This window comes from Castellaniella sp. (assembly GCF_049671645.1).
GTDB lineage: Bacteria > Pseudomonadota > Gammaproteobacteria > Burkholderiales > Burkholderiaceae_B > Castellaniella.
This window is the reverse complement of sequence record NZ_JBATVG010000014.1, coordinates 327,913-349,299: the sequence shown is the minus strand read 5'-3', so window position 1 is coordinate 349,299 and position 21,387 is coordinate 327,913. Positions and strand designations below refer to the sequence as shown.

The window sequence follows — 21,387 nt, the reverse complement described above, 5'->3', positions numbered from 1 at the left end:
GCGGGCTTTCATGGATGTGAATGAGCTACCAGGGAACCCCTGGCAGCATCAGCGTGCCGCTGGCGGCCTCCGGCGGCCAAACGAGGACGACTTTGCCGTCCTGGTGTTGGCCGATGTTGGGCATGAAGTTCGGGTTGTCGCCATTGTCCTGAAAAACGATGTGGCCGATCAGGGTCTGCCGGTCCGTCTTGTGCATTTCATCGGCCAGGCCATCCGGTGTGTCCAAAGCGCCCTTGTCCGCAGCCCGGGCAATGGCTTCGAACAGCAAGGTGGACTGCACGTACCCGTATTCGTTCAGGTAGTCCGGGCTGCGCTTGAACTGCTGCTTGAAGGCCTTTTCAAAACGCTGGCCTTCGGCGTCTTTGAATTCCACCGGGTAGGGCAGCATTTCCGTGCCGGACACGTGCTCGACCAGATCGGGGAATTCCTTGGACATCTTGGCGTTGGCGATTTGCCAGACACCGACGATGGCCTTGACGTCCGGCTTCAGGATCCGGGCCGCCCGCAGGAAGCCGACGTAATCGTTTTCATATCCCAGGACGTTGATGACGTCTGGCTTGTCGAACAGTTTGACTTTGTTGACGACCTGCTTGAAGTCGCGCAGACCCGGGTCGAAAGCGTGCAGATTAACCTTCGCGCCATGGGCTTCCATGATTTCTTTAACCAGCCGGGAGAGCTCGAAGGTTGATTTTTGCGTCGAATAGACCACGGACAGGTTCTTTGCGCCCAGGGATTTGAAAAACCCCGTCATGGCTTTGACATATCCATCCGTATTGTTGATCCGGAAGAACTTGCGGTATCCCTGGGTGACGAATTCCTTGCTGGTGCCGCCGGACGTGATGTACACCAGTCCGACCTTGTTGGCTGCGGCGGCCGCCGGCGCCACCAGGTCGGATGTCGCGCCGCCGGTGATGGCCACCACGTGCTGGGAAGAAAGCTGCGCTACGCCGGAAATGGCTTTCGCCGGGTCGGATTCGTCGTCGATCGTGAGCAATTTGATGCTGTATTTCGACTGACTCTGATTGAATACGCTGACGGCCACTTCCATGCCTTCATGCATGCCCGAGCCGCCTCGCGCGTTGTTGCCGGTCAGTGAGATGACCGAGCCCACTTTGATTTCCTGGGCTTGCGCACTCCAGCCAGCTGTAGACCAGAGCGCCATAACGGCGGCAACCGCCAGTGATCGGTATGTATATTTCATGTCTCCACCTGTCTCTTTGATCAATCCGTGTTTTTCTCTGCTGTCAGGTATAAGTTTTTGCGATGTCTCACGCCTCCTTGGCTTCCTGGATGGCCCGATTGTCGATCAAGGCCTGGATCCGCTGTTCGTCGAAGCCGTAATCCCGCAGGATGTCGCGGCTGTGTTCCCCGTGCCTGGGCGGCGCCAACCGGTAGCTGGCCGGCGTGCCGCTGAGTTTTATGGGGGATGCGATGCCTTGGTAGTCATCAATTGAAACCACCATCCGGCGGTGTTGGGTATGGGGGTGGCGCACCACCTCCGCGACGTCCTGGATAGGGCCGCAGGGGATGCCCTGGCGGATCATCTGGTCGGCGAGCGCGCGGCCGTCCTGGTGGGCGAGGGCGCGTTCCAGGATGTCCTTCAGCGCCAGCCGGTGGGCGCAGCGGCTGGCGTTGTCGGCGAAACGCGCGTCGGACGGCAGGCTGTTCAGCCCCAGGAATGCGCACATGCGGCTGAATTGCCGGTTGTTGCCGACTGCGATGTAGATGGGGCCGGTGGCGCTTTGATAGGCGTCGTAGGGCGTGATGTTCGGATGTGCATTGCCGGTGCGCTGGGGGCCTTTGCCGGACCATAGGTAGTTGGGGATGTGCGGATGCAGCAGCGAGACCCCGCTGTCGTACAGGGCGGCTTCGATGAACTGGCCCCGGCCGCTGTGGTGGCGGGCCTGCAGCGCCAGCAGCACGCCCATGGCCGCGTTCATGCCAGTCACCATGTCCACCACTGGCAGGCCCACACGCAGCGGCGTGCCGTCGGCTTCGCCATTCACACTCATCAGGCCGGCCATGGCCTGGATGACCGAATCGTATCCGGGCAGGGCGCCCAACGGGCCATCGGCGCCGAAGCCTGAGATGCGGCAATGCACCAGACGTGGAAATTGCCGGGTCAGGTCGCTCAGACCCCATTTTTCCAGTGTGCCGATCTTGAAATTCTCGATCAGCACGTCCGCCGGTTCCAGCAGCGTGCGCAGTAGCGCCTGCCCCTGGGAGGTGCTGAAGTCGACGACCATGCCGCGCTTGTTGCGGTTGATCCCCGAGAAATAGGCGGCGCTGCCCTGGCGGAACGGCGGTCCCCAGAGCCGGGTGTCGTCGCCCGCCGGTGGTTCGATCTTGATGACATCGGCCCCATGGTCCGCCAGGACCTGGGCGGCGAACGGCCCTCCCAGCACGCGGCTTAGATCGATGACGCGAATGCCTTGCAGGGCTCCGGTAGTATTCATGGTCATGTCCTGGTCGATGTGGGGGGCTTCAGGCCAGCAGGCTGAGGGCGTCGGCCTGAGTCAGCGGTTCCTGGCCCAGCAGACGGCCCAGGGCTGCCCCATGACTCGCGGGATAGTCGCTGGCCAGCGGGTCGGTGGCGCTCAGCCGGTGGCGCAGCACCAGATGCGCCCATGCCAGCCGCGCCCAGCCCTTATGCTGCAGTCGGGAGGCTTCCCAGGCCATAGTGATGGCCGTGGCGATGTGATATAGCGCGGACGCCGCCTTGCGGGTGTCGCGCTCGTCTTCGGCTTCGGAGACGGCAGTGGCGAAGGCGGCGACCGCCTGCAGTTTTGCGACCAGGGCCTGGCGCGAGGCATCTGGCAGGTGATCGGCTTCCTGCAGCAGGCCGGTCAAGTGGCATTGCAGGTGGTCCAGCCCCTGGTTGCGCCGGATGGCCCGGATGACGTCCAGAGCGACGATGTTGCTGGTGCCCTCCCAGATCGACCCCAGGTGCGCGTCGCGCAGTATGCGGGGGTCGGACCATTCCTCGATGAAGCCGCAGCCGCCGCGGATCTCCATGCCGTCCCCGGCTACTTTTCGAGCATCCCGGCAGGCCCGGAACTTGATCAACGGCGTCAGGATACGCAGGCATTTTTCCGCGGCTTGGTTGCCTTGCCTGGCCAGGTGCATGACGCGGGCCGTCTGGAACATCATGCTGCGCGCCTGTTCGCTGGGCAGCATCATCTTCAGCAGTTGCTTGCGCTGCAGGGGCATGTCGATCAACGCCTTGTTGAAGGCCTGGCGGTGGCGGCAGATGTACAGGGCCTCGCTCACGGCCCGGCGCATCAGGCCAGCCGCCCGCACGCCGTTGGACAGGCGCGACCAGTTGATCATGTCCGCCATCAATTGGAAGCCGCGTCCGACCTCGCCGATCAGGTGCGCGTGGGCGCCTTCCAGCGCGATTTCGCCGCTGGCCATCGAGCGCGTGCCCATTTTGTCCTTCAGGCGCAGGATCCGATAGCGATTCGCCGTGCCGTCTTCCAGGATCCGAGGCATCAGAAATAGGCCCAGACCCTTCAGGCCGTCAGCCGCACCCTGGACATGCGCCAGCACCATGGCGACCCCGGCATCGGGATTGGAGCAGAACCATTTGTCGCCGCTCAGGAACCACTGGCCGTCCTTCTGCGTAGCCGTTGTGGTGATCCTGGAGACGTCAGAACCGGCGCCTTGTTCGGTGATGAACATGGCGCCTTGAGTCAAGGCGTCGAAATCCAGGGTCGTGAGATTGGAGAAGTACCGGTCGATCACCTCGGGAGACCCATGGCGACACATCGTGTACGTCAGGGAATCGGTCATGCTGACGGGACAGCACAGGCCGAATTCGGCCTGCACGAACAGGAACGTCAGCGCGTATTTCGCCATGGGCGGCATCACCTCCGGCCAGCCCAGGGCGCCGGGCGCGTGGGACATCCTGGCCAGGCCCAGTTCCGAATAGGCTGTGCGTTCCAGCTGGACGTAGTCGGGATGCTTCAGGATGCGCTGTTCGTCGAAACCCTGGCGGTTGCGGTATTGCAGGGTGGGTGGATGCTTGTCTGCGCTGCCGGCCAGTTCGTCCAGCCTGCCGCCCACTTCGGCGCCCAGCGCCTGGAAATGCGGCCACAGGTGCCGGCGCAGATCCGGCGGCAGATAGACCTCGAGCAGGCTTTGCAGCGCGGGGTCGCGTTCAAAGACGTTGATGCCCCTGGCGTCCGGCACGTCCGCCATCTGACGTGTCTGCGCGGCCTGGACCGTGTGTTGAAGATGCTCCGCCTTGCCCATCATGTCCTCCATCGGGGTCGTGTCTGGTGTGTTGAGAGGATGTTGGCAAGATGCGAACTATAAGTAAAATATATTATGTAGATTGTTTGATATATTATTTATATAAATCAAGGCACTTTTGCCGAAAAGGCGGTGAATTTCCATGAACCTCAGGCATATCCGGTATTTCATCACCGTGGCCGAAGAACTTCATTTCAGTCGGGCGGCGCAGAAATTGCACATCTCGCAACCGCCGCTCAGCATGAGCATCCAGCAGTTGGAAAATGAACTGGGATTCCGGCTGTTCATCCGCACCAATAAAAGCGTCAGCCTGACCGATGCGGGACGGCTGTTCCGCCAGGAGGCCCTGCAACTGCTGCGCCATGCGGACGAGATGCAGCAGGTCGGGGAACGTGTGGCCAAGGGCATCGTCGGGCACTTGCGGCTGGGCTTCGCCAGTTCCATGCTGTTCCGGGGGATGCACGACATGGTCCATGCCTATCGGGCCCGCTATCCGGACGTCGAAGTCTCGCTGCATGAACTGAATTCCAGTGAGCAACTGCAAGCTTTGCAAAGAGAGCAGATCGATATCGGCTTCGTCCACAATCACCAGAACGAATCGGGCATCAGCACGCATCTGTTCGTGGCGGAGCCCTTCATTTGCTGTCTGACGGCGGACCATACGCTGTCCGGGGCTCCGGTCGTGCCGGTGGGCGCGCTCAGGACGGAGACGATCCTGCTGTTTCCCAGGACGCTGTCCCCGCACTATTACGACCGCATCATGGCCATCTGCGTGAATGCCGGCTTCAGCCCCTACATCATCCACGAGGTTCGCAACTGGCTGACCATTGTGGAAATGGCCAGTCAGTCCCTGGGTGTCGCTCTGGTGCCGAAATCCATGAGTCAGTTACGGAAATCCGGCATCGTGTACCGTCCGATCGACAATCACACCATCCTGTCTGAAACGCATTGCGTCTGGCGCAGCGACAGCCGCTCGATCCTGGTCCGGAATTTTCTGGATGAAAATGTCCAGGCGGGTTTGTGCCGGGATTGGTGATGGAGCGAAGGCCGGGACGGCCGGTCCTTCGGGCCGCGTTGCCGGTTATGGCTTGCCGCCGGCCCCCGCCTTGACCTCGTGGATGAACGTCTGGATCGCCGGGCTGGGCGACCGGGTCTTGCGCGTCAGGATGCCGAATGGCGGCAGGTGCTTGCGGATGGGCAGCGGCACGATGGCCAGGGTGCCGCGTTCCACGTAGTGGTCGGCCACCAGGGTCGGCATGACGGCCAGCATGTCCGAATGCCGCACCAGGGATGAGGTCAGCAGCATGGACGCCGTTTCCATGATGTTCAGCGGCAGCGCCAGCCGGGCTTCGACGAACGACAGTTCGATGACCTTGCGCATCGGACTGGGATGAGCCTGCAGGATCCAGGGCAGCTGCACCAGATCGCGCAGCGCCACGTGGGGCTTGAGCGCGGCGGTGTTCTGCGGACTGCAGACGATGGACAGGGCTTCCTCCTGGATCGGTTCGAACACCAGGCTGGCGCCGTCCCAGGTATCGGGAATCCGGCCGATGACGACGTCCAGCCGTTCTTCCTTCAAGGCTGTCACCAGCACGTCGCTGGTATCGACCTGGATGCTGATCGCCAGGCGCGGGTGATCGCGCTTGACGCCCAGCAGCGTGCGGGTCAGCAGCTGCGGCACCGGAGCCATGATGGCGCCCACCCGGACCTTGCCGATATGGCCGGAATGGATGGCCAGCAATTCTTCGCGCACCCCGGCCAGGTCCGCGGACACCCCCTGGGCATAGCGCGTCATGACGATGCCGTAGGCGGTGGCCTGCAGGCCGCGGCGGCCGCGTTCGAACAGCTTCAGGCCGATCAGGTCTTCCATGTCCTGCAGCATCTTGGTGGCGGCGGGCTGGCTCATGCCCAGGTGTTCCGCCGCTTTGCGCAAGGAGTGATGTTCCTGGATGGCCAGCAGCAGCACCAATTGCCGGGTGCGCAGCCGATTGAAGAGGACTGCCTGGTTAGGTATCAGCATAGGTTATCAGTCTATCATTTAATTTCAATTTGAAGTTATCGCTATTCTGCTAAGCTGCCCAGACTTTCGAATACCAGACACAGGAGACACATTGTGGCTATTCCCTCGTTCAAATCCTTGTCCCGGACGCTGGCGGCGGCGGGCTTCACCATGGCCCTGGGCGTTTCGGGCGCCGCCGTGGCGGCCGATGCCTGGCAGCCCTCCAAGAATATCGAGATCATCGTGGCGGCGGGCGCCGGCGGCGGCACGGATCAGCTGGCCCGCCTGATCCAGTCCATCATCACCAAGCATGACCTGCTGAAAGTTTCTACCGTCGTGCAGAACAAGGGCGGCGGCAATGGCGGGGAAGGCTTCCTGGATCTGAAACTGTCCAAGGGCAACCCCTACAAGATCATCGTCGGCACCAACAATGCCTATCTGCTGCCCATGGTCGCCAAGCTGGGCTACCAGTGGACGGATCTGACGCCGGTGGCCACGGTCGCCCAGGATGACTTCATTTTGTGGACGTCCACGAAACTGCCGTTCACGAACGCCAAGGACTACATCGACGCCGTCAAGGCCGATCCGTCCAAATATCCCATGGGCGGCAGCCAGTCCAAGGACGTCGATCAGACCCTGACGATGTTGCTCAACAAGGTCGAAGGCACGAAATTCACCTACATCCCCTTCAAGAGCGGCGGCGAGGCGTCCACGCAGTTGGCGGGCGGGCACATCGGTTCGAATACCAACAACCCGGCCGAAAGCGTGTCCCAGTGGAAGGCGGGCCAGGTGCGTCCGCTGTGCGTCTTCAGCAAGGAACGCATGGTCTACACCGAAAAAGTGACCGCCACCGAAGCCTGGTCCGATATTCCCACCTGCGTGTCCCAGGGCATCAAGATCGACGAATACCGCTTCCCGCGCACGGTCTTCATGCCGGGTGGCGTGACGGCGGCCCAGCAGGCCTTCTACGTGGATCTGCTGCGCAAGGTCACCCAGACCCAGGAATTCAAGGACTACCTGGCTCGCGGCGCGCTGGTGCCGTCCTTCCTGGCGGGGGACGACTTCAAGAAGCTGATCGAGGAAGACAGCGCTCGCGCGCGGGACATCTTCCGTTCGGCCAACTGGTAATGACCCCCTGGTCGATGCGGGGCGCCGCCTCGCATCGGCCATGATCGAGGCCCGGCCTATCAGAGCTGGCGGGGCGCCCCGGGAAGGAAGGACTCCATGAATCAGGACACAAGACAACAGCCGGCCGACGGTGCCGAAGAACACGGCGGCATCAGCCTGCGAGGCGGAGGGCTGTTCACCTCCGGCGTGTTGATGCTGATCGCGGTCGTGGTGATGGTCGATAGCGTGGAACACGGTATCGGCTGGGATGTCGCCGGCCCTCAGCCTGGATATTTCCCGTTCTACGTCGGTCTCCTGATGTTGCTGTCCTGTCTGGGCACGGCGGTATGGACGCTGCGCCATTGGACGCAAGGGCGGGGGCGGCTGACGACGCGCACCGAATTTCGCCGGGTGCGCAACGTGTTCCTGCCCATCGTCGCCTATGTCGTGCTGATGTTCTTCGTCGGCATGTATGTGGCGGGCGCTCTGTTCATCGCCTGGTTCATGTGGCGCCTGGCCGAACCCGGCAAGCGGCATCCGCTCTGGAAAATCCTGCTGATCTCGATCAGCGTTCCGCTGGCGACCTACTTCATCTTCACCGTGTGGTTCGAAGTCACCTTGTACGCCGGCCCCTTCGCCGATTTCTGAGTAATCCCTCATGGAACAGTTTGATCTGCTCATGCATGGCATGGGAGTGGTGCTGACCTGGAACCACCTGATGCTGATGGTGGTCGGTGTCCTGCTGGGCATTCTGGTCGGGGTGCTGCCCGGCCTGGGCGCGCCCAACGGCGTCACCCTTCTGCTGCCGCTGACCTTCAGCATGGAGCCCGTGTCGGCCATCATCCTGCTGTCCTGCATGTACTGGGGCGCCTTGTTCGGCGGCTCGGTCACGTCCGTCATCTTCAACATCCCGGGCGAACCGTCCTCGATCGCCACGACGTTCGACGGCCACCCGCTGGCCAAGCAGGGGCGGGCGGGCGAAGCCCTGACCGCCGCCTACACCTCGGCCCTGCTGGGGGCGTTGGTCGGCGTGCTGTTGCTGACCTTCCTGTCCACCTACATCGCGCGCTTCGCGCTGGAATTCAGCTCGCCCGAGTTCTTCGCCGTGTACGTGCTGGCCTTCGGCAGCTTCATCGGTTTGGGCAAGACGCCCGCCCTGAAGACCATCGCCGCCATGATGCTGGGCTTCATCCTGGCCAGCGTCGGCATGGATACGGTGTCCGGCAATCTGCGCCTGACCTTCGGGCTGACGGACCTGCTGCGCGGCATCAGCTTCGAGGTGGCCGTGATCGGCTTGTTCGGCATCGGCGAGATCCTGTGCACGGTCGAAGAAGGCCTGGTGTTCCGGGGCGAGAACGCCAGGATCAACCTGCGCGTGGTCTGGAATACCTGGAAGAAAATGCCGCGCTATTGGGCCACCTGGGTGCGCAGCTGCGTGATCGGCTGCTGGATGGGCATCACGCCGGGCGGCCCGACGGCGGCCTCGTTCCTGTCCTACAGCGTGGCCAAGAACATGTCCAAGAACCCCGAGCAATTCGGCAAGGGCGCGCTGGATGGCGTGATCGCCCCCGAAACGGCCGATCATTCGGCCGGAACCAGCGCCCTGCTGCCCATGCTGACCCTGGGGATTCCGGGCTCCGCCACAGCGGCCGTGATGCTGGGCGGCCTGATGATCTGGGGCCTGCAGCCCGGGCCGACCCTGTTCGTGGAACAGAAGGATTTCGTCTGGGGCCTGATCGCCAGCATGTACCTGGGCAACGTCGTCGGCCTGGTCGTGGTGCTGTCCACCATTCCGCTGTTCACCGCCATCCTGCGCATTCCGTTTTCCATCATCGCGCCCATCATCGTCATCATCTGCGCCATCGGCGCCTACGCGGTGAACCAGTCGCTGTTCGACGTCGGCCTGATGCTGGTGTTCGGCGTGTTCGGCTATCTGTTCAAGAAACTGTCCTACCCCATCGCCCCGCTGGTTCTGGCCGCCGTGCTGGGCGACAAGATGGAAGACGCATTCCGTCAGTCCATGCTGTTTTCGGGCGGCAGCCTGGACATCTTCTGGTCCAACGGCCTGGCCGGGACCATGACCACGGCGGGCCTCGTGATGGCCTTCCTGCCCCTGATTTCCAAGGTGGTGCGGGCGGGCCGCGCCCGTCTGAAAGCCGCCTCCTGAATTTTTGGATGAATCGATCATGACTCAAGCACAAACCGTCGTTGCCCTGACCTTGGGCGACCCCGCCGGCATCGGCGCCGAACTGATTGCCAAGCTGCTGGCGCAGCCCGCCGAACTGGGCGATGCCAAGATCGTGCTGATCGGCGACCCCTGGTTGTGGGAACGCGGGCAGGCGATCGCCGGAGTGCGGGTCCCGACCCGGCCGCTGGATTCCCTGGCGCAGGCCCGTCAGGCCCCGGCGGATCTGCCGCTGTTCGTGGCGGTGGATACCGTGAGGCCGGAAGACGTGGTCCCGGGGCAGGCGGACGCGGCGGGCGGCGCCTCGGTGCTGCGCGTGCTGGACCAGTGCATGGATGCGGCCCTGGCCCATCAGATCGATGCGATCTGCTTCGCGCCCCTGAACAAGCACGCCATGAAGATGGGCGGGCTGCGGCACGAAGACGAATTGCATCATTTCGCCCAATACCTGAAGGTCGAGGGTTACTTCTGCGAATTCAACACGCTCGACGGTCTGTGGACCGCCCGGGTGTCGTCGCACATTCCGCTCAAGGACGCCCCCCAATACATCACCCGCGAACGCGTGATGGACGCCGGCCGCCTGATCTACCGTTCGCTGCAGGCGGCGGGCAACCCGCAGCCGCGCGTGGCCGTGGCGGCCGTCAATCCCCATGGCGGCGAGGGCGGCACCTGCGGGCGCGAAGAAGTCGACGTCATCGCCCCGGCCGTGGCCGATCTGGCCGCCCAGGGCATTCCCGTGCAGGGTCCGTACCCGGCCGACACCATCTTCCTGAAGGCCCGCGACGGCCAGCTGGACGCCATCGTCACCATGTATCACGACCAGGGCCAGATCGCCATCAAGCTGATGGGCTTTGAAAAAGGCGTCACCGTGCAGGGCGGCCTGCCCGTGCCGATCACGACCCCGGCGCACGGCACCGCCTACGACATCGCCGGCCGGAACCGCGCCAACGTGCAGGCCATGCGCAATGCCTTCCTGATCGCCAGCCGCATGGGCGCCTCTTATCGGGCTCAGGCCGCCGCCTGAGCCCCTACCCGACACTCTCATCCGCATTTTCCAGACGGAGCTTGAATTGAAGATCAAAAATATCCGCGCCCGCGTTTTCGAATGGCAGGGCAAGACCGTGCCGCCGCAGGCGCATTTCTGCACCAACGCCATGGATGCCCTGTGGGACCGGGGCGATTCCATGGGCACCTTCCGCTTCCACGGCTGGACGGTCGTGGAGGTCGAAACCGACGACGGCATCGTCGGCCTGGGCAACGTCGCCCTGGCCCCGCGCATCGCCAAGCAGATCATCGATCAGTACCTGGCGCCGCTGGTGATCGGCCATGACCCCTTCGATTACGAATACCTGTGGCAGCGCATGTACCGCTCCACCCTGGCCTGGGGCCGCAAGGGCGTGGCCATGGCGGCGATTTCCGCCATCGACATCGCCCTGTGGGACATCATGGGCAAGGCCGTCGGCCGCCCGGTGTTCAAGCTGCTGGGCGGGCGCACCAAGGAAAAAATCCCTTGCTACGCCTCCAAGCTGTACCGCACCGACCTGGATGAGATGCAGGCCGAGGCCCAGTCCTATGTGGACCAGGGGTTCACCGCCTTCAAGATGCGCTTCGGCTACGGCCCGAAGGATGGCCCCGCCGGCGTGCGCAAGAACCTGGACAGCGTCCAGGCCGTGCGCGACGTCATCGGCTACGACACCGACCTGATGCTGGAATGCTATATGGGCTGGAACCTGGAATACACCAAGCGCATCCTGCCCAAGCTGGAAGTCTTCGAGCCGCGCTGGCTGGAGGAGCCCGTCATCGCCGACGACATCGACGGCTACGCGGAACTGAACCAGCATGGCCCGATCCCGATTTCCGGCGGCGAACACGAATACACCAGCTATGGGTTCCGGCAATTGCTGGACAAACGCGCCGTGTCGGTCATCCAGTACGACACCAACCGGGTGGGCGGCATCACGGCGGCGCACAAGATCAACGCCCTGGCCGAGGCCTACAGCGTGCCCGTCATTCCCCACGCCGGCCAGATGCACAACTACCACCTGACGATGTCCACCCTGGCCTCGCCCATGTCGGAATACTTCCCCGTGAACGACGTCGAGGTCGGCAACGAACTGTTCTATTACATCTTCGAGGGCGACCCCGCCCCGGTGGACGGCTTCATCGATCTGGATGACGACAAGCCTGGCCTGGGCCTGAGCCTGTCCGAGCGTTATCGCGATCAGTTCACGATCATCGAATAGGTCGAGTCGGCACAGCGCGAGAGTCAGAGAAAAGGATTCATGATGCGATTGATTCAATTCAAAGATGCCCAGGGGGTCAAGGCCGCCCTGGTGGACGACACCGACCAGGCCAGTGTCATCGAGGTCGTGGGCGGCACTTACGCCCTGGCCATGATGGCCGTGCAGCACGGCGTGGCGCTGAAGGACCTGATCCAGCAACATCTGGGCAACAGTGTGCTGTCCTATCAGGAGCTGATCGACACCCAGCGGCTGCTGCCGCCGCTGACGCATCCCGATGCCGCGCATTGCCTGGTCACCGGCACCGGCCTGACCCACCTGGGCAGCGCCGATACGCGCGATGCCATGCATGCCAAGCTGAATGCCGACGACGCGAACCTGAGCGATTCCATGCGCATGTTCAAGATGGGCCTGGAAGGCGGGCGTCCCGCGCCGGGCCGGATCGGCGTGCAGCCGGAGTGGTTCTACAAGGGCGACGGCGACTGCGTCGTGGCGCCGGAATGCGCCTTGCCGGTGCCCGGCTGCGCACAGGACGCGGGCGAAGAGCCCGAACTGGTCGGCCTGTACGTGATCGCCCCCGACGGCACTCCGGTGCGTGTGGGTTTTGCCGTGGGCAACGAGTTTTCGGACCACGTCACCGAACGCCACAACTATCTCTGGCTGGCGCATTCCAAATTGCGCGCCTGCAGTTTCGGGCCGGAAATCCTGATCGGCAACCTGCCTGCCGACCTGCGAGGCGAATCCCGCATCGTGCGCGACGGGCAGGTGCTGTGGTCCAAGCCCTTCGTCACGGGCGAAGCCAATATGGCCCACACCCTGGCCAATCTGGAACACCACCATTTCAAATACGCGGGCTTTCGCCGGCCGGGCGACGTCCACGTGCATTTCTTCGGCACCTCGACGCTCAGCTTCGCCGACGGCGTCAAGACGCAGGCGGAAGATCGTTTCGAGATCTCGCTGCAAGGATTCGGGCGGCCCTTGCGCAATCCCATCGGACGCCAGCCGGCCGATGCGCTCACCGCCGTACAGGAGATTCGTTGATGCAAGTGACCGGCAATTTGTTGATCGGCGGCCAGGCGGTGCAAGGCGCCGGCGTGGCGGCGCATTCCGTGGATCCGTCGACCGGGCGGGCGCTGGCCCCCGAATGGCGGGGGGCCGATGCCGCCCAGGTGGATCAGGCCGTGCGTCTGGCTCAGGACGCCTTCCTGGCCTATCGCAATCTGTCCCTGACGGCGCGCGCCGCCTTTCTGGACACGGCGGCTGACCGCGTCGAAGGACTGGGCGACGTGCTGATCGAGCGCGCCATGCAGGAAACCGGTTTGCCGCAGGCGCGCCTGCGCGGCGAACTGGGTCGCACCGTCAACCAGTTGCGCCTGTTCGCCGACGTCGTGCGGCGCGGCGACTGGCTGGGCGTGCGCATTGAGCATGCCCAGCCGGATCGCAAGCCCATGCCGCGCAGCGACATCCGCCTGCGCCGCATTCCCATCGGCCCCGTGACGGTGTTCGGCGCCAGCAATTTCCCGCTGGCCTTTTCCGTGGCGGGCGGCGATACGGCGTCGGCCCTGGCCTCGGGTTGTCCGGTCGTGGTCAAGGCCCATTCCGCCCATCTGGGCACTTCGGAACTGGTCGGCCGCGCGCTGGCCGCCGCCGTGCAGGAATGCGGCCTGCCGCCTGGCGTGTTTTCCCTGCTGACCGGGCCGGGCAGCGAGATCGGCCTGCAACTGGTGCGTCATCCCCTGATCAAGGCGGTAGCTTTCACCGGTTCGCGCCAGGGCGGCCTGGCGCTGATGCAGGCGGCCGCTGCGCGGCCCGAGCCCATCCCCGTCTTCGCCGAGATGAGCAGCGTCAACCCCGTGTTCCTGCTGCCGGGCGCCTTGCAGGCCCGCGCCGAACAGACCGCGCAGGGCTTCGTCGCGTCGCTGACCGGCAGCGCCGGCCAGTTGTGCACCAATCCGGGCCTGGTGATCGGGGTGCGCGGCCCGGACTTCCAGCGCTTCATCGACACCGTGGCGGAGCAGGTCTCCGCGTCCGCCCCCGGCACGATGTTGACGGCCGGCATCCACAAGACCTATCAGTCCGGCGTGGAAAGCCTGCAGGCCCATCCCCGGGTCCGCATCCTGGCCCGGGGGCAGGAGCCCCAAGGCGTGAACCAGTGCCAGGCCTCCGTGGCCCTGACGTCGGCCGCCGCCTTCCTGGCGGACCCGGAGCATCTGGGCGCCGAGGTCTTCGGCGCCAGCACCGTGCTGATCGAATGCGATGGCCTGGACGAGATGATCGCCATCGCCCGCGCGCTGGAAGGCCAGCTGACGGCCACGCTGCACGGCCAGACGGCGGATGACGACGCCTGGATGCAGGCCCTGCTGCCGGAACTGGAACTGAAGGCTGGCCGCATCCTGGTCAACGGCTTTCCGACCGGTGTCGAAGTCTGTCATGCCATGGTGCATGGCGGCCCCTTCCCGGCGACCTCGGACGCCCGCACGACCTCGGTCGGCACGATGGCCATCGACCGGTTCCTGCGGCCCGTCTGCTATCAGGACGTGCCGTCGGGCGTGCTGCCCGAGGCCTTGCGGGACGACAACCCCTGGGGGGTGGCGCAGCGGCAATTCTGACCGATGGTCGTGCCGGGTGATGGCCCGGCGCAGCGCCTTCTTTCCGCGCATGTTTTCCGAGCATGCGCCTGCCGGTCAGTTCCCGGGATTGTCGTCCCGGGAACTGGCCGGTTTGTCTTATGGCCGACTTCTGTCCATAATCGGCCAGGAATGTCCTGATCGGGCCTGCCGGATGCGCGATCTTTCCGCCGGCACGAGGCCGGGCCCGATGGGGCCGCTCTCCGCCTGAATCATCTGAATTTGGAGTCTTGCTGATGAAATCCCGCGCCGCTGTCGCCTTCGAGGCCGGCAAACCCCTGCAGATCGTCGAAATCGACGTCGAACCGCCCCGCAAGGGCGAAGTCCTGATCAAAATCACCCACACGGGCGTCTGCCACACCGATGCCTTCACCCTCAGCGGCGATGACCCGGAAGGCGTCTTCCCCGCCGTGCTGGGCCACGAAGGCGCCGGCGTAGTGGTGGAAGTGGGCGAGGGCGTCACCAGCGTGGTCCCCGGCGATCACGTGATCCCCCTGTACACCGCCGAATGCGGCGAATGCCTGTTCTGCAAGTCCGGCAAGACCAATCTGTGCGTGGCCGTGCGAGCCACCCAGGGCAAGGGCCTGATGCCCGACGGCACCACCCGGTTTTCCTACCAGGGCCAGCCGATCTACCACTACATGGGCTGTTCGACCTTCAGCGAATACACCGTGGTGGCGGAGGTCTCCCTGGCCAAGATCGACCCCCAGGCCAATCCCGAGCAGGTCTGCCTGCTGGGCTGCGGCGTGACCACCGGCATCGGCGCCGTGCGCAACACGGCGAAAGTCCAGCCCGGCGACACCGTAGCGGTCTTCGGCCTGGGCGGCATCGGCCTGGCCGTGGTCCAGGGCGCCCGCCAGGCCGGGGCAGGGCGTATCATTGCGGTGGACACCAACCCCGACAAATTCGCCTTGGCGCAGGTCTTCGGCGCCACCGACTGCGTCAACCCCAAGGACCACGCCGAGCCCATCCAGCAGGTCATCGTCGGCATGACCGGCTGGGGCGTGGACCATAGCTTCGAGTGCATCGGCAACGTCAACGTCATGCGCGCCGCGCTGGAATCCGCACATCGGGGCTGGGGCCAGTCCATCATCATCGGCGTGGCCGGCGCCGGCCAGGAAATCTCTACCCGGCCGTTCCAGCTGGTCACCGGCCGATCCTGGCGCGGCACGGCCTTCGGCGGCGTCAAGGGCCGGTCCCAGTTGCCCGGCATGGTGCAGGAAGCCATGCGCGGCGACATCGACCTGGAACCTTTCGTCACCCACACCATGGGGCTGGACGACATCAACGCGGCCTTCGACCTGATGCACGAAGGCAAGTCGATCCGCTCGGTGGTGCATTACTGATCTGCTCTGGCCAGATCTGTGTTTTGCCTGTGGCCGGCGCTTGCCGGCCTTGGCTTTTTTGAGAGGAAAAAAACCTAGTGAATGAAGTTTCCCAACAATCTGCTTTGACTTTGACGCGCGTAGAGCGCCACACCAACTTCGGCGGCCGCCAAGAAGTCTGGCAGCATGAATCCAAGGTGCTGAACTGCGCCATGCGCTTCGGCATCTACCTGCCCGCCGCCGCCGTGCGCGGCGAACCCTGCCCCGTGCTGTACTGGCTGTCCGGCCTGACCTGCACCGAACAGAACTTCATCACCAAGGCCGGCGCCCAGGCCTATGCCGCCTTGCACAACCTGATCCTGGTCGCCCCCGACACCAGCCCGCGCGGCGAAGGCGTGGCCGATGATGCCGCCTACGACCTGGGGCAGGGCGCGGGCTTCTACCTGAACGCCACCCAGGCCCCGTGGGCCGGGCATTACCGTATGCAGGATTACGTGGCCCAGGAACTGCCCGATCTGATCGAACAGCACTTCCCGGCTTCCGGCGTGCGCAGCATTTCGGGCCATTCCATGGGCGGTCATGGCGCCCTGGTCACGGCCCTGCGCAACCCCGGCCGCTACCGCAGCGTGTCCGCCTTTGCGCCCATCGTCGCGCCGACACAGGTGCCCTGGGGGCAAAAGGCCTTTGCCGCCTATCTGGGGGATGATGCTGCCGCTTGGACGCAGTGGGATGCGGTCGAGCTGATCCGTGCGTTGTCCGCCGATGCCGAGCGCCTGCCGCTCTTGGTGGACCAGGGTCTGGAAGATGAATTCCTGGAAGGGCAGCTACGCCCTGAGTTGCTGGAAGCCGCCTGCCGCGAGGCCGAATACCCGCTGACCCTGCGCAGGAATGAAGGGCATGACCACAGCTACTATTCCATCGCGAGCTTCATTGGCGATCACGTGGCGTTTCATGCAGCGGCGTTGAAGGGCTAAGGCCGAGTAGCGCCTAACCTGTGCCGGATAGCCGATCCAGCTGTTATCCGGCGCTGGCCTTTTGACGAATCCGCTGATGCAGAGAGTCAAAGTAGGCCGTATCTGCAGGGACTGCTATTTCAACATCTGTGCAATATCGGCGTAGCTGATCGCGTCTTCCCCAAACGTGAACGTCCCCTGTTCCAGCATTTCCCGGCTGGCGCGCAGGAACGCGCCCAGCGCCGCCCGGCTGAGCGCGCTACCCACGCTGATCCGTTTGACGCCGATGTCCGACAGATCGTGGGCCGAGAGATTCATCCCCGGCGCCCCCATCAGCACATTGACCGGCAGATCCACCGAACTCACGACCGCCGCGATGTCTTCTCGAGTCCGCAGCCCCGGTGCGTAGAGAACGTCGGCGCCCGCGTCCTGGTAGGCCTGCAGGCGGCGGATCGTGTCTTTCAGGTCGGATCGCCCATGCAGATGGTTTTCCGCCCGGGCCGTCAACGTGAACGGGTAGGGCAGTGATCGGACAGCTTCGACCGCAGCCTTGACCCGGTTCACGGCTTCCGCCAGATCGTAGATCGGGTCGTCGGCTCGACCCGTGGCGTCCTCGATGGATGCGCCCACTGCCCCTGTCTGCGCTGTCAGGCGGTAGGTCTCCGCCACACCGTCCAGCGTGTCCGCGTAGCCGGCTTCCATGTCCGCGCTGACGGGCAGGTCGGTCGCCGCCACCAGTTCCGCGACGTGCGCCAGCATCTTATCCCGGCTGACTTGGTAGTCGGGTACGCCCAGGGTGTAGGCATAGCCCGCGCTGGTGGTCGCCAGGGCTTGGAAGCCCATGCCTGCGAGCAGTCGCGCCGTGCCGATGTCCCAGGGGTTGGGGATGATGAAGGCGCGATCTGTGTGGTGCAGGGCGTGGAAGGATTGGGCTTTTTGGGGGAGGGTGGGCATGGGTGGGTTCCGGCGGGGTCGTGGATTGATTATGGCTGGAGCGGAGACGACTGTCACCTGCCGGCCTGGCACAGCCGGGCCGTAGATTCCGCGAGCAGAGCCGCGTCGTGGCGTACTCCGACGCCGGTAGTGCCTAGGGTTTTCACGGATGGCCGCTGGTTCTTATAGTGTGTCATTGTAATGACATCGATACCAAATCACTCCGAGCCTATTTTTCCATGACCTCTTCCCGTCCCCTCGACCTGATCACTATGGGTCGCACGATTGTTGACATTTATGGCGACCAGGTCGGTGCGCGCCTGGAAGACGTGTCTTCCTTCTCGCGCTACGTGGGCGGCTGCCCCGCCAACATTGCCATCGGCACCGCACGGTTGGGCCTGAATGTGGGCCTCATCACTCGCGTGGGCGACGACCACAACGGCCGTTTCCTACGTGAAAGCCTGGCGCGAGAAGGGGTGGACACGCGCCATGTTGTGGCCGATCCTGCTCGGCTCACAGCCGTGGCCTTCCTGGGCATCCGTGACAAGGACACCTTTCCGCTGCTGCATTACCGCGAGAACTGCGCCGACATGGCCATCGAGCCGAGCGACTACACGGAAGACTATATCGGCTCGGCGCGCGCGTTGCTGGTGTCGGGCTCCCACCTGACCACCGAGTCTGCCGCCGCCAACATTGGCGCCGCCATCGCCCGGGCACGGGCCCGTGGCACCCGCGTGATCTTCGACATCGACTATCGTCCGGTGTTCTGGGGGCTGGTGGCCAGGGACGGCGGTGAAAGCCGCTATGTGGGGTCGGACGCGGTCACCCGGGCCAGCCAGCGCTACATGGCTGATTGTGACCTGATCGTCGGCACAGAGGAAGAGATTCATATCGCTGGTGGTGATATCGATACCATCGAGGCGCTGCGAGCGATACGCCGACTGACGTCGGCTGCCATCGTGCTCAAGCGGGGCGCCGAGGGATGCGTTGTGTTCCCTGGTTCCATCCCCGATCGGATCGACGAGGGCATCGTGGGGCCGGGCTTTCCGGTGGAGGTATTCAACGTGGTGGGCGCCGGCGACGGCTTCCTGTCGGGCTTCCTGTCGGGCTGGCTGCGGGATCAGCCCTGGGAAGCCTGCTGCCGACGCGGCAATGCGACCGGCGCGCTGGTCGTGTCGCGCCATGGCTGTTCGCCGGCTTCGCCCACGGCGGCGGAGCTGGAATGGTTTCTGTCAGAGGGACTGCGGGATCGCGCGCTGCATCGCAGCGAGTACCTGGCCTACCTGCATCGCACGACGACGCGGCGCCCGCGCCGTTCGCCGGCGCTGGTGATGGCAGCGGACCACGTGGCGCCGTTTGAGGCCTTGCCACAGGCGCCCGGCCGCAGCATTCCAGCGCTCAAGCGTCTGATCGCGGATGTGGCGCTGCGGCTTGCGCCGAGCCATCCGTATCTGGGCGTACTGTTCGATGACATCGAGGGTGAAGAGGCCTTGCTGCGCGTGGGCGCCGAAATCGGCTGGGTGGGCCGGAAGCTCGAGCACACAGGACCAGCGCCGCTGCGCCTGCAGGGCGATCTGCCAGCAGCTGTGCAGCTGGCGCATTGGCCGCGTCACCAGATCGTCAAATGCTTGGTGCCCGTCGAAGACGAGCATTCGTGGACCTTGCAGGCCGAGCGCTTGCGGGATCTGTACGCGGCCGTGTCGCTCTACAGCATGGAGCTGCTGCTGGAGCTGGTGCACGAGGATACTGCGGAGGATGCGGCGCGGGTCGTGGCGCGCATCGAGGCGATCCAGTCGTTGGGGGTCAAGCCGGATTGGTGGAAGCTGCCGGCCTTTTCCGATCCAGCAGCCTGGGACCCGATCGAAGCGGCCATCCACCGCGACAATCCGATGTGCCGGGGCGTACTGCTGCTGGGCGGAGGGCGTGGCCGTGAAGACCTGGCGGCGGCGATGGCGGCCGTCCGTGGCCGGCCTCTGATCCAGGGCTTTGCCATTGGCCGTACCTTGTTCATGGTGCCCGCGTCCGCATGGCTGGCCGGAAAGATCGACGATGTGCAGTTTGAGAGCCGCTTGGCGGCTGACTATGAGGCCTGGGCACAGGTCTGGCAGGGCGTGGTCGCCGGGAGCGCGTGCGCATGAGGCGGTCCCGCCCCTGGGTGCTGTGGGCGACCAGCACGTTGTCGTTGCTGGCGCTGTTGGTGCTGTGGTGGGTGGCGACCGGCCCGGCGGGCTGGGTCGACACCGTATATTTTCCCGACCCGGCTTCCTTTGTCGAGTCGCTGCGGCAGATCACCTTCGAGAGCTATGCGGGGGGAGATCTCGCCAAGCACGTGGCGACCAGCACGTGGCTGGTGGCGCGTGGCTTCGCGTTGGCGACGGTCGCGGGCCTGGCGCTGGGGCTAGTGGTGTCGATGTCAGCCTTCTGGCGAGATTTTCTGCTGCCGATCTTCAATTTCGTACGGCCCGTCCCACCGCTGGCCTGGATTCCGCTGGCGTTGCTGTGGTTCGGCCTGGGCGACGGCTCCAAACTGTTCGTCATTGCGCTGGCTTCGTCGGTGCCGCTGGTGATCAACACAGCCACGGGTGTTGAGCGCATTGACCGCACCTTGCTGGCGGCGGCGCGAGTGAGCGGCGCGCGCGGCTGGATGTGGTTGGGCCACGTCATCCTGCCTGGTGCTATGCCGCACATCATGATCGGCCTGCGCCTGGCGCTGCAGACGTCGTGGACGGTGATCGTGGCGGCAGAGCTGCTGGGCGCCATCTGGGGTGTGGGCAAGGTGCTGAGCACTGGCAAGGATGACGTGTATCCCGCCATGATCCTGGTGGGCATGATCACCGTGGCAGTGCTGGGCATGCTCAGCAGTCTGCTGCTGGAACGGCTCGAAAAACGGGTGATGCCATGGAAAAAACTGTGAACGCCCGTGCGCCGCTTCGCACGGACGGATGGGTGGCGGTCGACATCCCGCCGAGGCGCTGGATCGGTGTATTAGGAGTCGTCGCCTTCCTGGGGCTGTGGCAGGTAACCGCGATGTGGCTGGCTGATTCGACCCTGCTCGCTTCGCCACTGGCCGTGGTGGCGGCGATGGGACAGATGCTGCGGGAACCGTTCGCCGGAGCCACGCTGGAAACCCACCTGTTGTTCAGTCTGGCACGGTTCCTGGCCGGATTCGGGCTGGCGGTGGCCGTTGGTATTCCGCTAGGCATGGCGATGGGGCATTGGCGCGGGCTGGATGCCCTGGTCAAGCCGATATTCAACCTATTACGCTTCATCGCGCCGATCGCTTGGGTGCCGTTCGCGGTGCTGTGGTTTGGCACGGGCTTCGGCGGGCCGGTGCTCATCATCTTTTCGGGCGCGTTCCCGGCCTGTGTCATCGGCGCCTACGGCGGTGCGCGGCTGGTGGATGTGCGCCTGCTGGAGGCGGCACGCATGCTGGGTGCGCGCCATATGCGCATCCTGCTGGAAGTCATGCTGCCCAGCGCTATGCCTTCCATCGTCGCGGCACTGCGTGTCGCGGCTGGAAACGCCTGGCAGTCGCTGGTGGGCGCCGAACTGATCGTGGCGTCTTCCGGCTTGGCGTATCTGATGGTCCGGGGACAGATGAACCGGACCATCGTCGTCGTCCTGGTCGGCATGCTGGCCATTGGACTCGTCGGCCTACTGCTCGAATGGCTGTTCCGGCATTTCGAGCGATTCGTCGATAGGAGGCTGGGCGGATCGGCTTCCTGAACGGAGTCCGGCCTGTCCAATCAAGCATATTCATCAAG

18 protein-coding genes are annotated in these 21,387 nt (G+C 64.4%); 13 read left to right on the top strand and 5 right to left on the bottom strand.

Going from position 1 to position 21,387, the window contains the following annotated elements; all coding sequences use genetic code 11:
* Positions 1-25: 25 nt before the first annotated feature.
* The 3 genes from WBG56_RS06245 to WBG56_RS06235 form a co-directional block, all read right to left on the bottom strand.
* Positions 26-1,201 carry an ABC transporter substrate-binding protein gene (locus WBG56_RS06245; protein WP_424266319.1) on the bottom strand — a complete coding sequence of 392 codons (1,176 nt, stop codon included), beginning with the start codon at positions 1,199-1,201 and terminating at the stop codon, positions 26-28.
* 67 nt (positions 1,202-1,268) lie between these two features.
* Positions 1,269-2,456, bottom strand: coding sequence for a CaiB/BaiF CoA transferase family protein (locus tag WBG56_RS06240; RefSeq protein WP_424266317.1), 1,188 nt, complete (start codon positions 2,454-2,456; stop codon positions 1,269-1,271).
* A 28-nt stretch (positions 2,457-2,484) separates the two neighbouring features.
* On the bottom strand, positions 2,485-4,200 hold the full coding sequence (locus WBG56_RS06235; protein WP_424266377.1) for an acyl-CoA dehydrogenase family protein: 1,716 nt from the start codon (positions 4,198-4,200) through the stop codon (positions 2,485-2,487).
* Positions 4,201-4,396: 196 nt separating this feature from the next.
* Between WBG56_RS06235 and WBG56_RS06230 the strand changes: the two genes are divergently transcribed.
* The gene (locus WBG56_RS06230) at positions 4,397-5,290 is read left to right on the top strand and encodes a LysR substrate-binding domain-containing protein (RefSeq protein ID WP_424266315.1); all 894 of its coding nucleotides are present in this window, start codon (positions 4,397-4,399) and stop codon (positions 5,288-5,290) included.
* A 45-nt stretch (positions 5,291-5,335) separates the two neighbouring features.
* On the opposite strand, the gene WBG56_RS06225 is transcribed toward WBG56_RS06230, so the two are convergent.
* On the bottom strand, positions 5,336-6,274 hold the full coding sequence (locus WBG56_RS06225) for a LysR family transcriptional regulator (RefSeq protein ID WP_424266313.1): 939 nt from the start codon (positions 6,272-6,274) through the stop codon (positions 5,336-5,338).
* A 93-nt stretch (positions 6,275-6,367) separates the two neighbouring features.
* Here WBG56_RS06225 and WBG56_RS06220 point away from each other — a divergent pair, with 93 nt between their 5' ends.
* The 9 genes from WBG56_RS06220 (at position 6,368) to fghA (ending at position 16,711) form a co-directional block, all read left to right on the top strand.
* Positions 6,368-7,381: a Bug family tripartite tricarboxylate transporter substrate binding protein gene (locus tag WBG56_RS06220; protein ID WP_424266311.1), complete on the top strand. Its 1,014-nt coding sequence runs from the start codon at positions 6,368-6,370 to the stop codon at positions 7,379-7,381.
* Positions 7,382-7,477: 96 nt separating this feature from the next.
* Complete coding sequence (locus tag WBG56_RS06215) at positions 7,478-8,008, top strand: tripartite tricarboxylate transporter TctB family protein (protein ID WP_424266309.1); 531 nt, start codon at positions 7,478-7,480, stop codon at positions 8,006-8,008.
* 10 nt (positions 8,009-8,018) lie between these two features.
* The gene (locus WBG56_RS06210; RefSeq protein ID WP_424266307.1) at positions 8,019-9,527 is read left to right on the top strand and encodes a tripartite tricarboxylate transporter permease; all 1,509 of its coding nucleotides are present in this window, start codon (positions 8,019-8,021) and stop codon (positions 9,525-9,527) included.
* Positions 9,528-9,546: 19 nt separating this feature from the next.
* Positions 9,547-10,569: a 4-hydroxythreonine-4-phosphate dehydrogenase PdxA gene (locus WBG56_RS06205; RefSeq protein WP_424266305.1), complete on the top strand. Its 1,023-nt coding sequence runs from the start codon at positions 9,547-9,549 to the stop codon at positions 10,567-10,569.
* A gap of 46 nt (positions 10,570-10,615) precedes the next feature.
* Positions 10,616-11,788, top strand: coding sequence for an L-rhamnonate dehydratase (locus WBG56_RS06200; RefSeq protein ID WP_424266303.1), 1,173 nt, complete (start codon positions 10,616-10,618; stop codon positions 11,786-11,788).
* 42 nt (positions 11,789-11,830) lie between these two features.
* Positions 11,831-12,826, top strand: coding sequence for an AraD1 family protein (gene araD1 / locus WBG56_RS06195; protein WP_424266375.1), 996 nt, complete (start codon positions 11,831-11,833; stop codon positions 12,824-12,826).
* Positions 12,826-14,394 carry an aldehyde dehydrogenase (NADP(+)) gene (locus tag WBG56_RS06190; protein WP_424266301.1) on the top strand — a complete coding sequence of 523 codons (1,569 nt, stop codon included), beginning with the start codon at positions 12,826-12,828 and terminating at the stop codon, positions 14,392-14,394. The genes araD1 and WBG56_RS06190 overlap by 1 nt, the downstream gene beginning before the upstream one ends.
* A 254-nt stretch (positions 14,395-14,648) precedes the next feature.
* The gene (locus WBG56_RS06185) at positions 14,649-15,758 is read left to right on the top strand and encodes an S-(hydroxymethyl)glutathione dehydrogenase/class III alcohol dehydrogenase (protein ID WP_424266299.1); all 1,110 of its coding nucleotides are present in this window, start codon (positions 14,649-14,651) and stop codon (positions 15,756-15,758) included.
* A gap of 110 nt (positions 15,759-15,868) precedes the next feature.
* The gene (gene fghA, locus WBG56_RS06180) at positions 15,869-16,711 is read left to right on the top strand and encodes an S-formylglutathione hydrolase (RefSeq protein ID WP_424266373.1); all 843 of its coding nucleotides are present in this window, start codon (positions 15,869-15,871) and stop codon (positions 16,709-16,711) included.
* A 114-nt stretch (positions 16,712-16,825) separates the two neighbouring features.
* Here the strand turns inward: fghA and WBG56_RS06175 are convergent, their stop codons facing one another.
* Positions 16,826-17,644 carry an isocitrate lyase/PEP mutase family protein gene (locus WBG56_RS06175; RefSeq protein ID WP_424266297.1) on the bottom strand — a complete coding sequence of 273 codons (819 nt, stop codon included), beginning with the start codon at positions 17,642-17,644 and terminating at the stop codon, positions 16,826-16,828.
* Between the two features lie 218 nt (positions 17,645-17,862).
* Between WBG56_RS06175 and WBG56_RS06170 the strand changes: the two genes are divergently transcribed.
* From WBG56_RS06170 to WBG56_RS06160, 3 genes are read left to right on the top strand one after another with little or no spacing between them, the layout of a single operon-like run.
* A complete protein-coding gene (locus tag WBG56_RS06170) occupies positions 17,863-19,761 on the top strand; it encodes a bifunctional 5-dehydro-2-deoxygluconokinase/5-dehydro-2-deoxyphosphogluconate aldolase (protein ID WP_424266295.1) in 1,899 nt (632 codons plus the stop codon).
* Positions 19,758-20,537: an ABC transporter permease gene (locus tag WBG56_RS06165; RefSeq protein WP_424266293.1), complete on the top strand. Its 780-nt coding sequence runs from the start codon at positions 19,758-19,760 to the stop codon at positions 20,535-20,537. Before WBG56_RS06170 ends, WBG56_RS06165 begins: the two co-directional genes overlap by 4 nt.
* On the top strand, positions 20,534-21,349 hold the full coding sequence (locus WBG56_RS06160) for an ABC transporter permease (protein WP_424266291.1): 816 nt from the start codon (positions 20,534-20,536) through the stop codon (positions 21,347-21,349). Before WBG56_RS06165 ends, WBG56_RS06160 begins: the two co-directional genes overlap by 4 nt.
* The last annotated feature ends 38 nt before the right edge of the window (positions 21,350-21,387 follow it).

Bases quoted from the DNA above. Each gene is read 5' to 3' on its own strand.
- WBG56_RS06245 (WP_424266319.1), bottom strand. From the start codon at position 1,201: ATGAAATATACATACCGATCACTGGCGGTTGCCGCCGTTATGGCGCTC.
- WBG56_RS06240 (WP_424266317.1), bottom strand. From the start codon at position 2,456: ATGAATACTACCGGAGCCCTGCAAGGCATTCGCGTCATCGATCTAAGC.
- WBG56_RS06235 (WP_424266377.1), bottom strand. From the start codon at position 4,200: ATGGCGGACGTGCCGGACGCCAGGGGCATCAACGTCTTTGAACGCGAC.
- WBG56_RS06230 (WP_424266315.1), top strand. From the start codon at position 4,397: ATGAACCTCAGGCATATCCGGTATTTCATCACCGTGGCCGAAGAACTT.
- WBG56_RS06225 (WP_424266313.1), bottom strand. From the start codon at position 6,274: ATGCTGATACCTAACCAGGCAGTCCTCTTCAATCGGCTGCGCACCCGG.
- WBG56_RS06215 (WP_424266309.1), top strand. From the start codon at position 7,478: ATGAATCAGGACACAAGACAACAGCCGGCCGACGGTGCCGAAGAACAC.
- WBG56_RS06210 (WP_424266307.1), top strand. From the start codon at position 8,019: ATGGAACAGTTTGATCTGCTCATGCATGGCATGGGAGTGGTGCTGACC.
- WBG56_RS06205 (WP_424266305.1), top strand. From the start codon at position 9,547: ATGACTCAAGCACAAACCGTCGTTGCCCTGACCTTGGGCGACCCCGCC.
- araD1 (WP_424266375.1), top strand. From the start codon at position 11,831: ATGCGATTGATTCAATTCAAAGATGCCCAGGGGGTCAAGGCCGCCCTG.
- WBG56_RS06190 (WP_424266301.1), top strand. From the start codon at position 12,826: ATGCAAGTGACCGGCAATTTGTTGATCGGCGGCCAGGCGGTGCAAGGC.
- WBG56_RS06185 (WP_424266299.1), top strand. From the start codon at position 14,649: ATGAAATCCCGCGCCGCTGTCGCCTTCGAGGCCGGCAAACCCCTGCAG.
- WBG56_RS06175 (WP_424266297.1), bottom strand. From the start codon at position 17,644: ATGCCCACCCTCCCCCAAAAAGCCCAATCCTTCCACGCCCTGCACCAC.
- WBG56_RS06170 (WP_424266295.1), top strand. From the start codon at position 17,863: ATGACCTCTTCCCGTCCCCTCGACCTGATCACTATGGGTCGCACGATT.
- WBG56_RS06165 (WP_424266293.1), top strand. From the start codon at position 19,758: ATGAGGCGGTCCCGCCCCTGGGTGCTGTGGGCGACCAGCACGTTGTCG.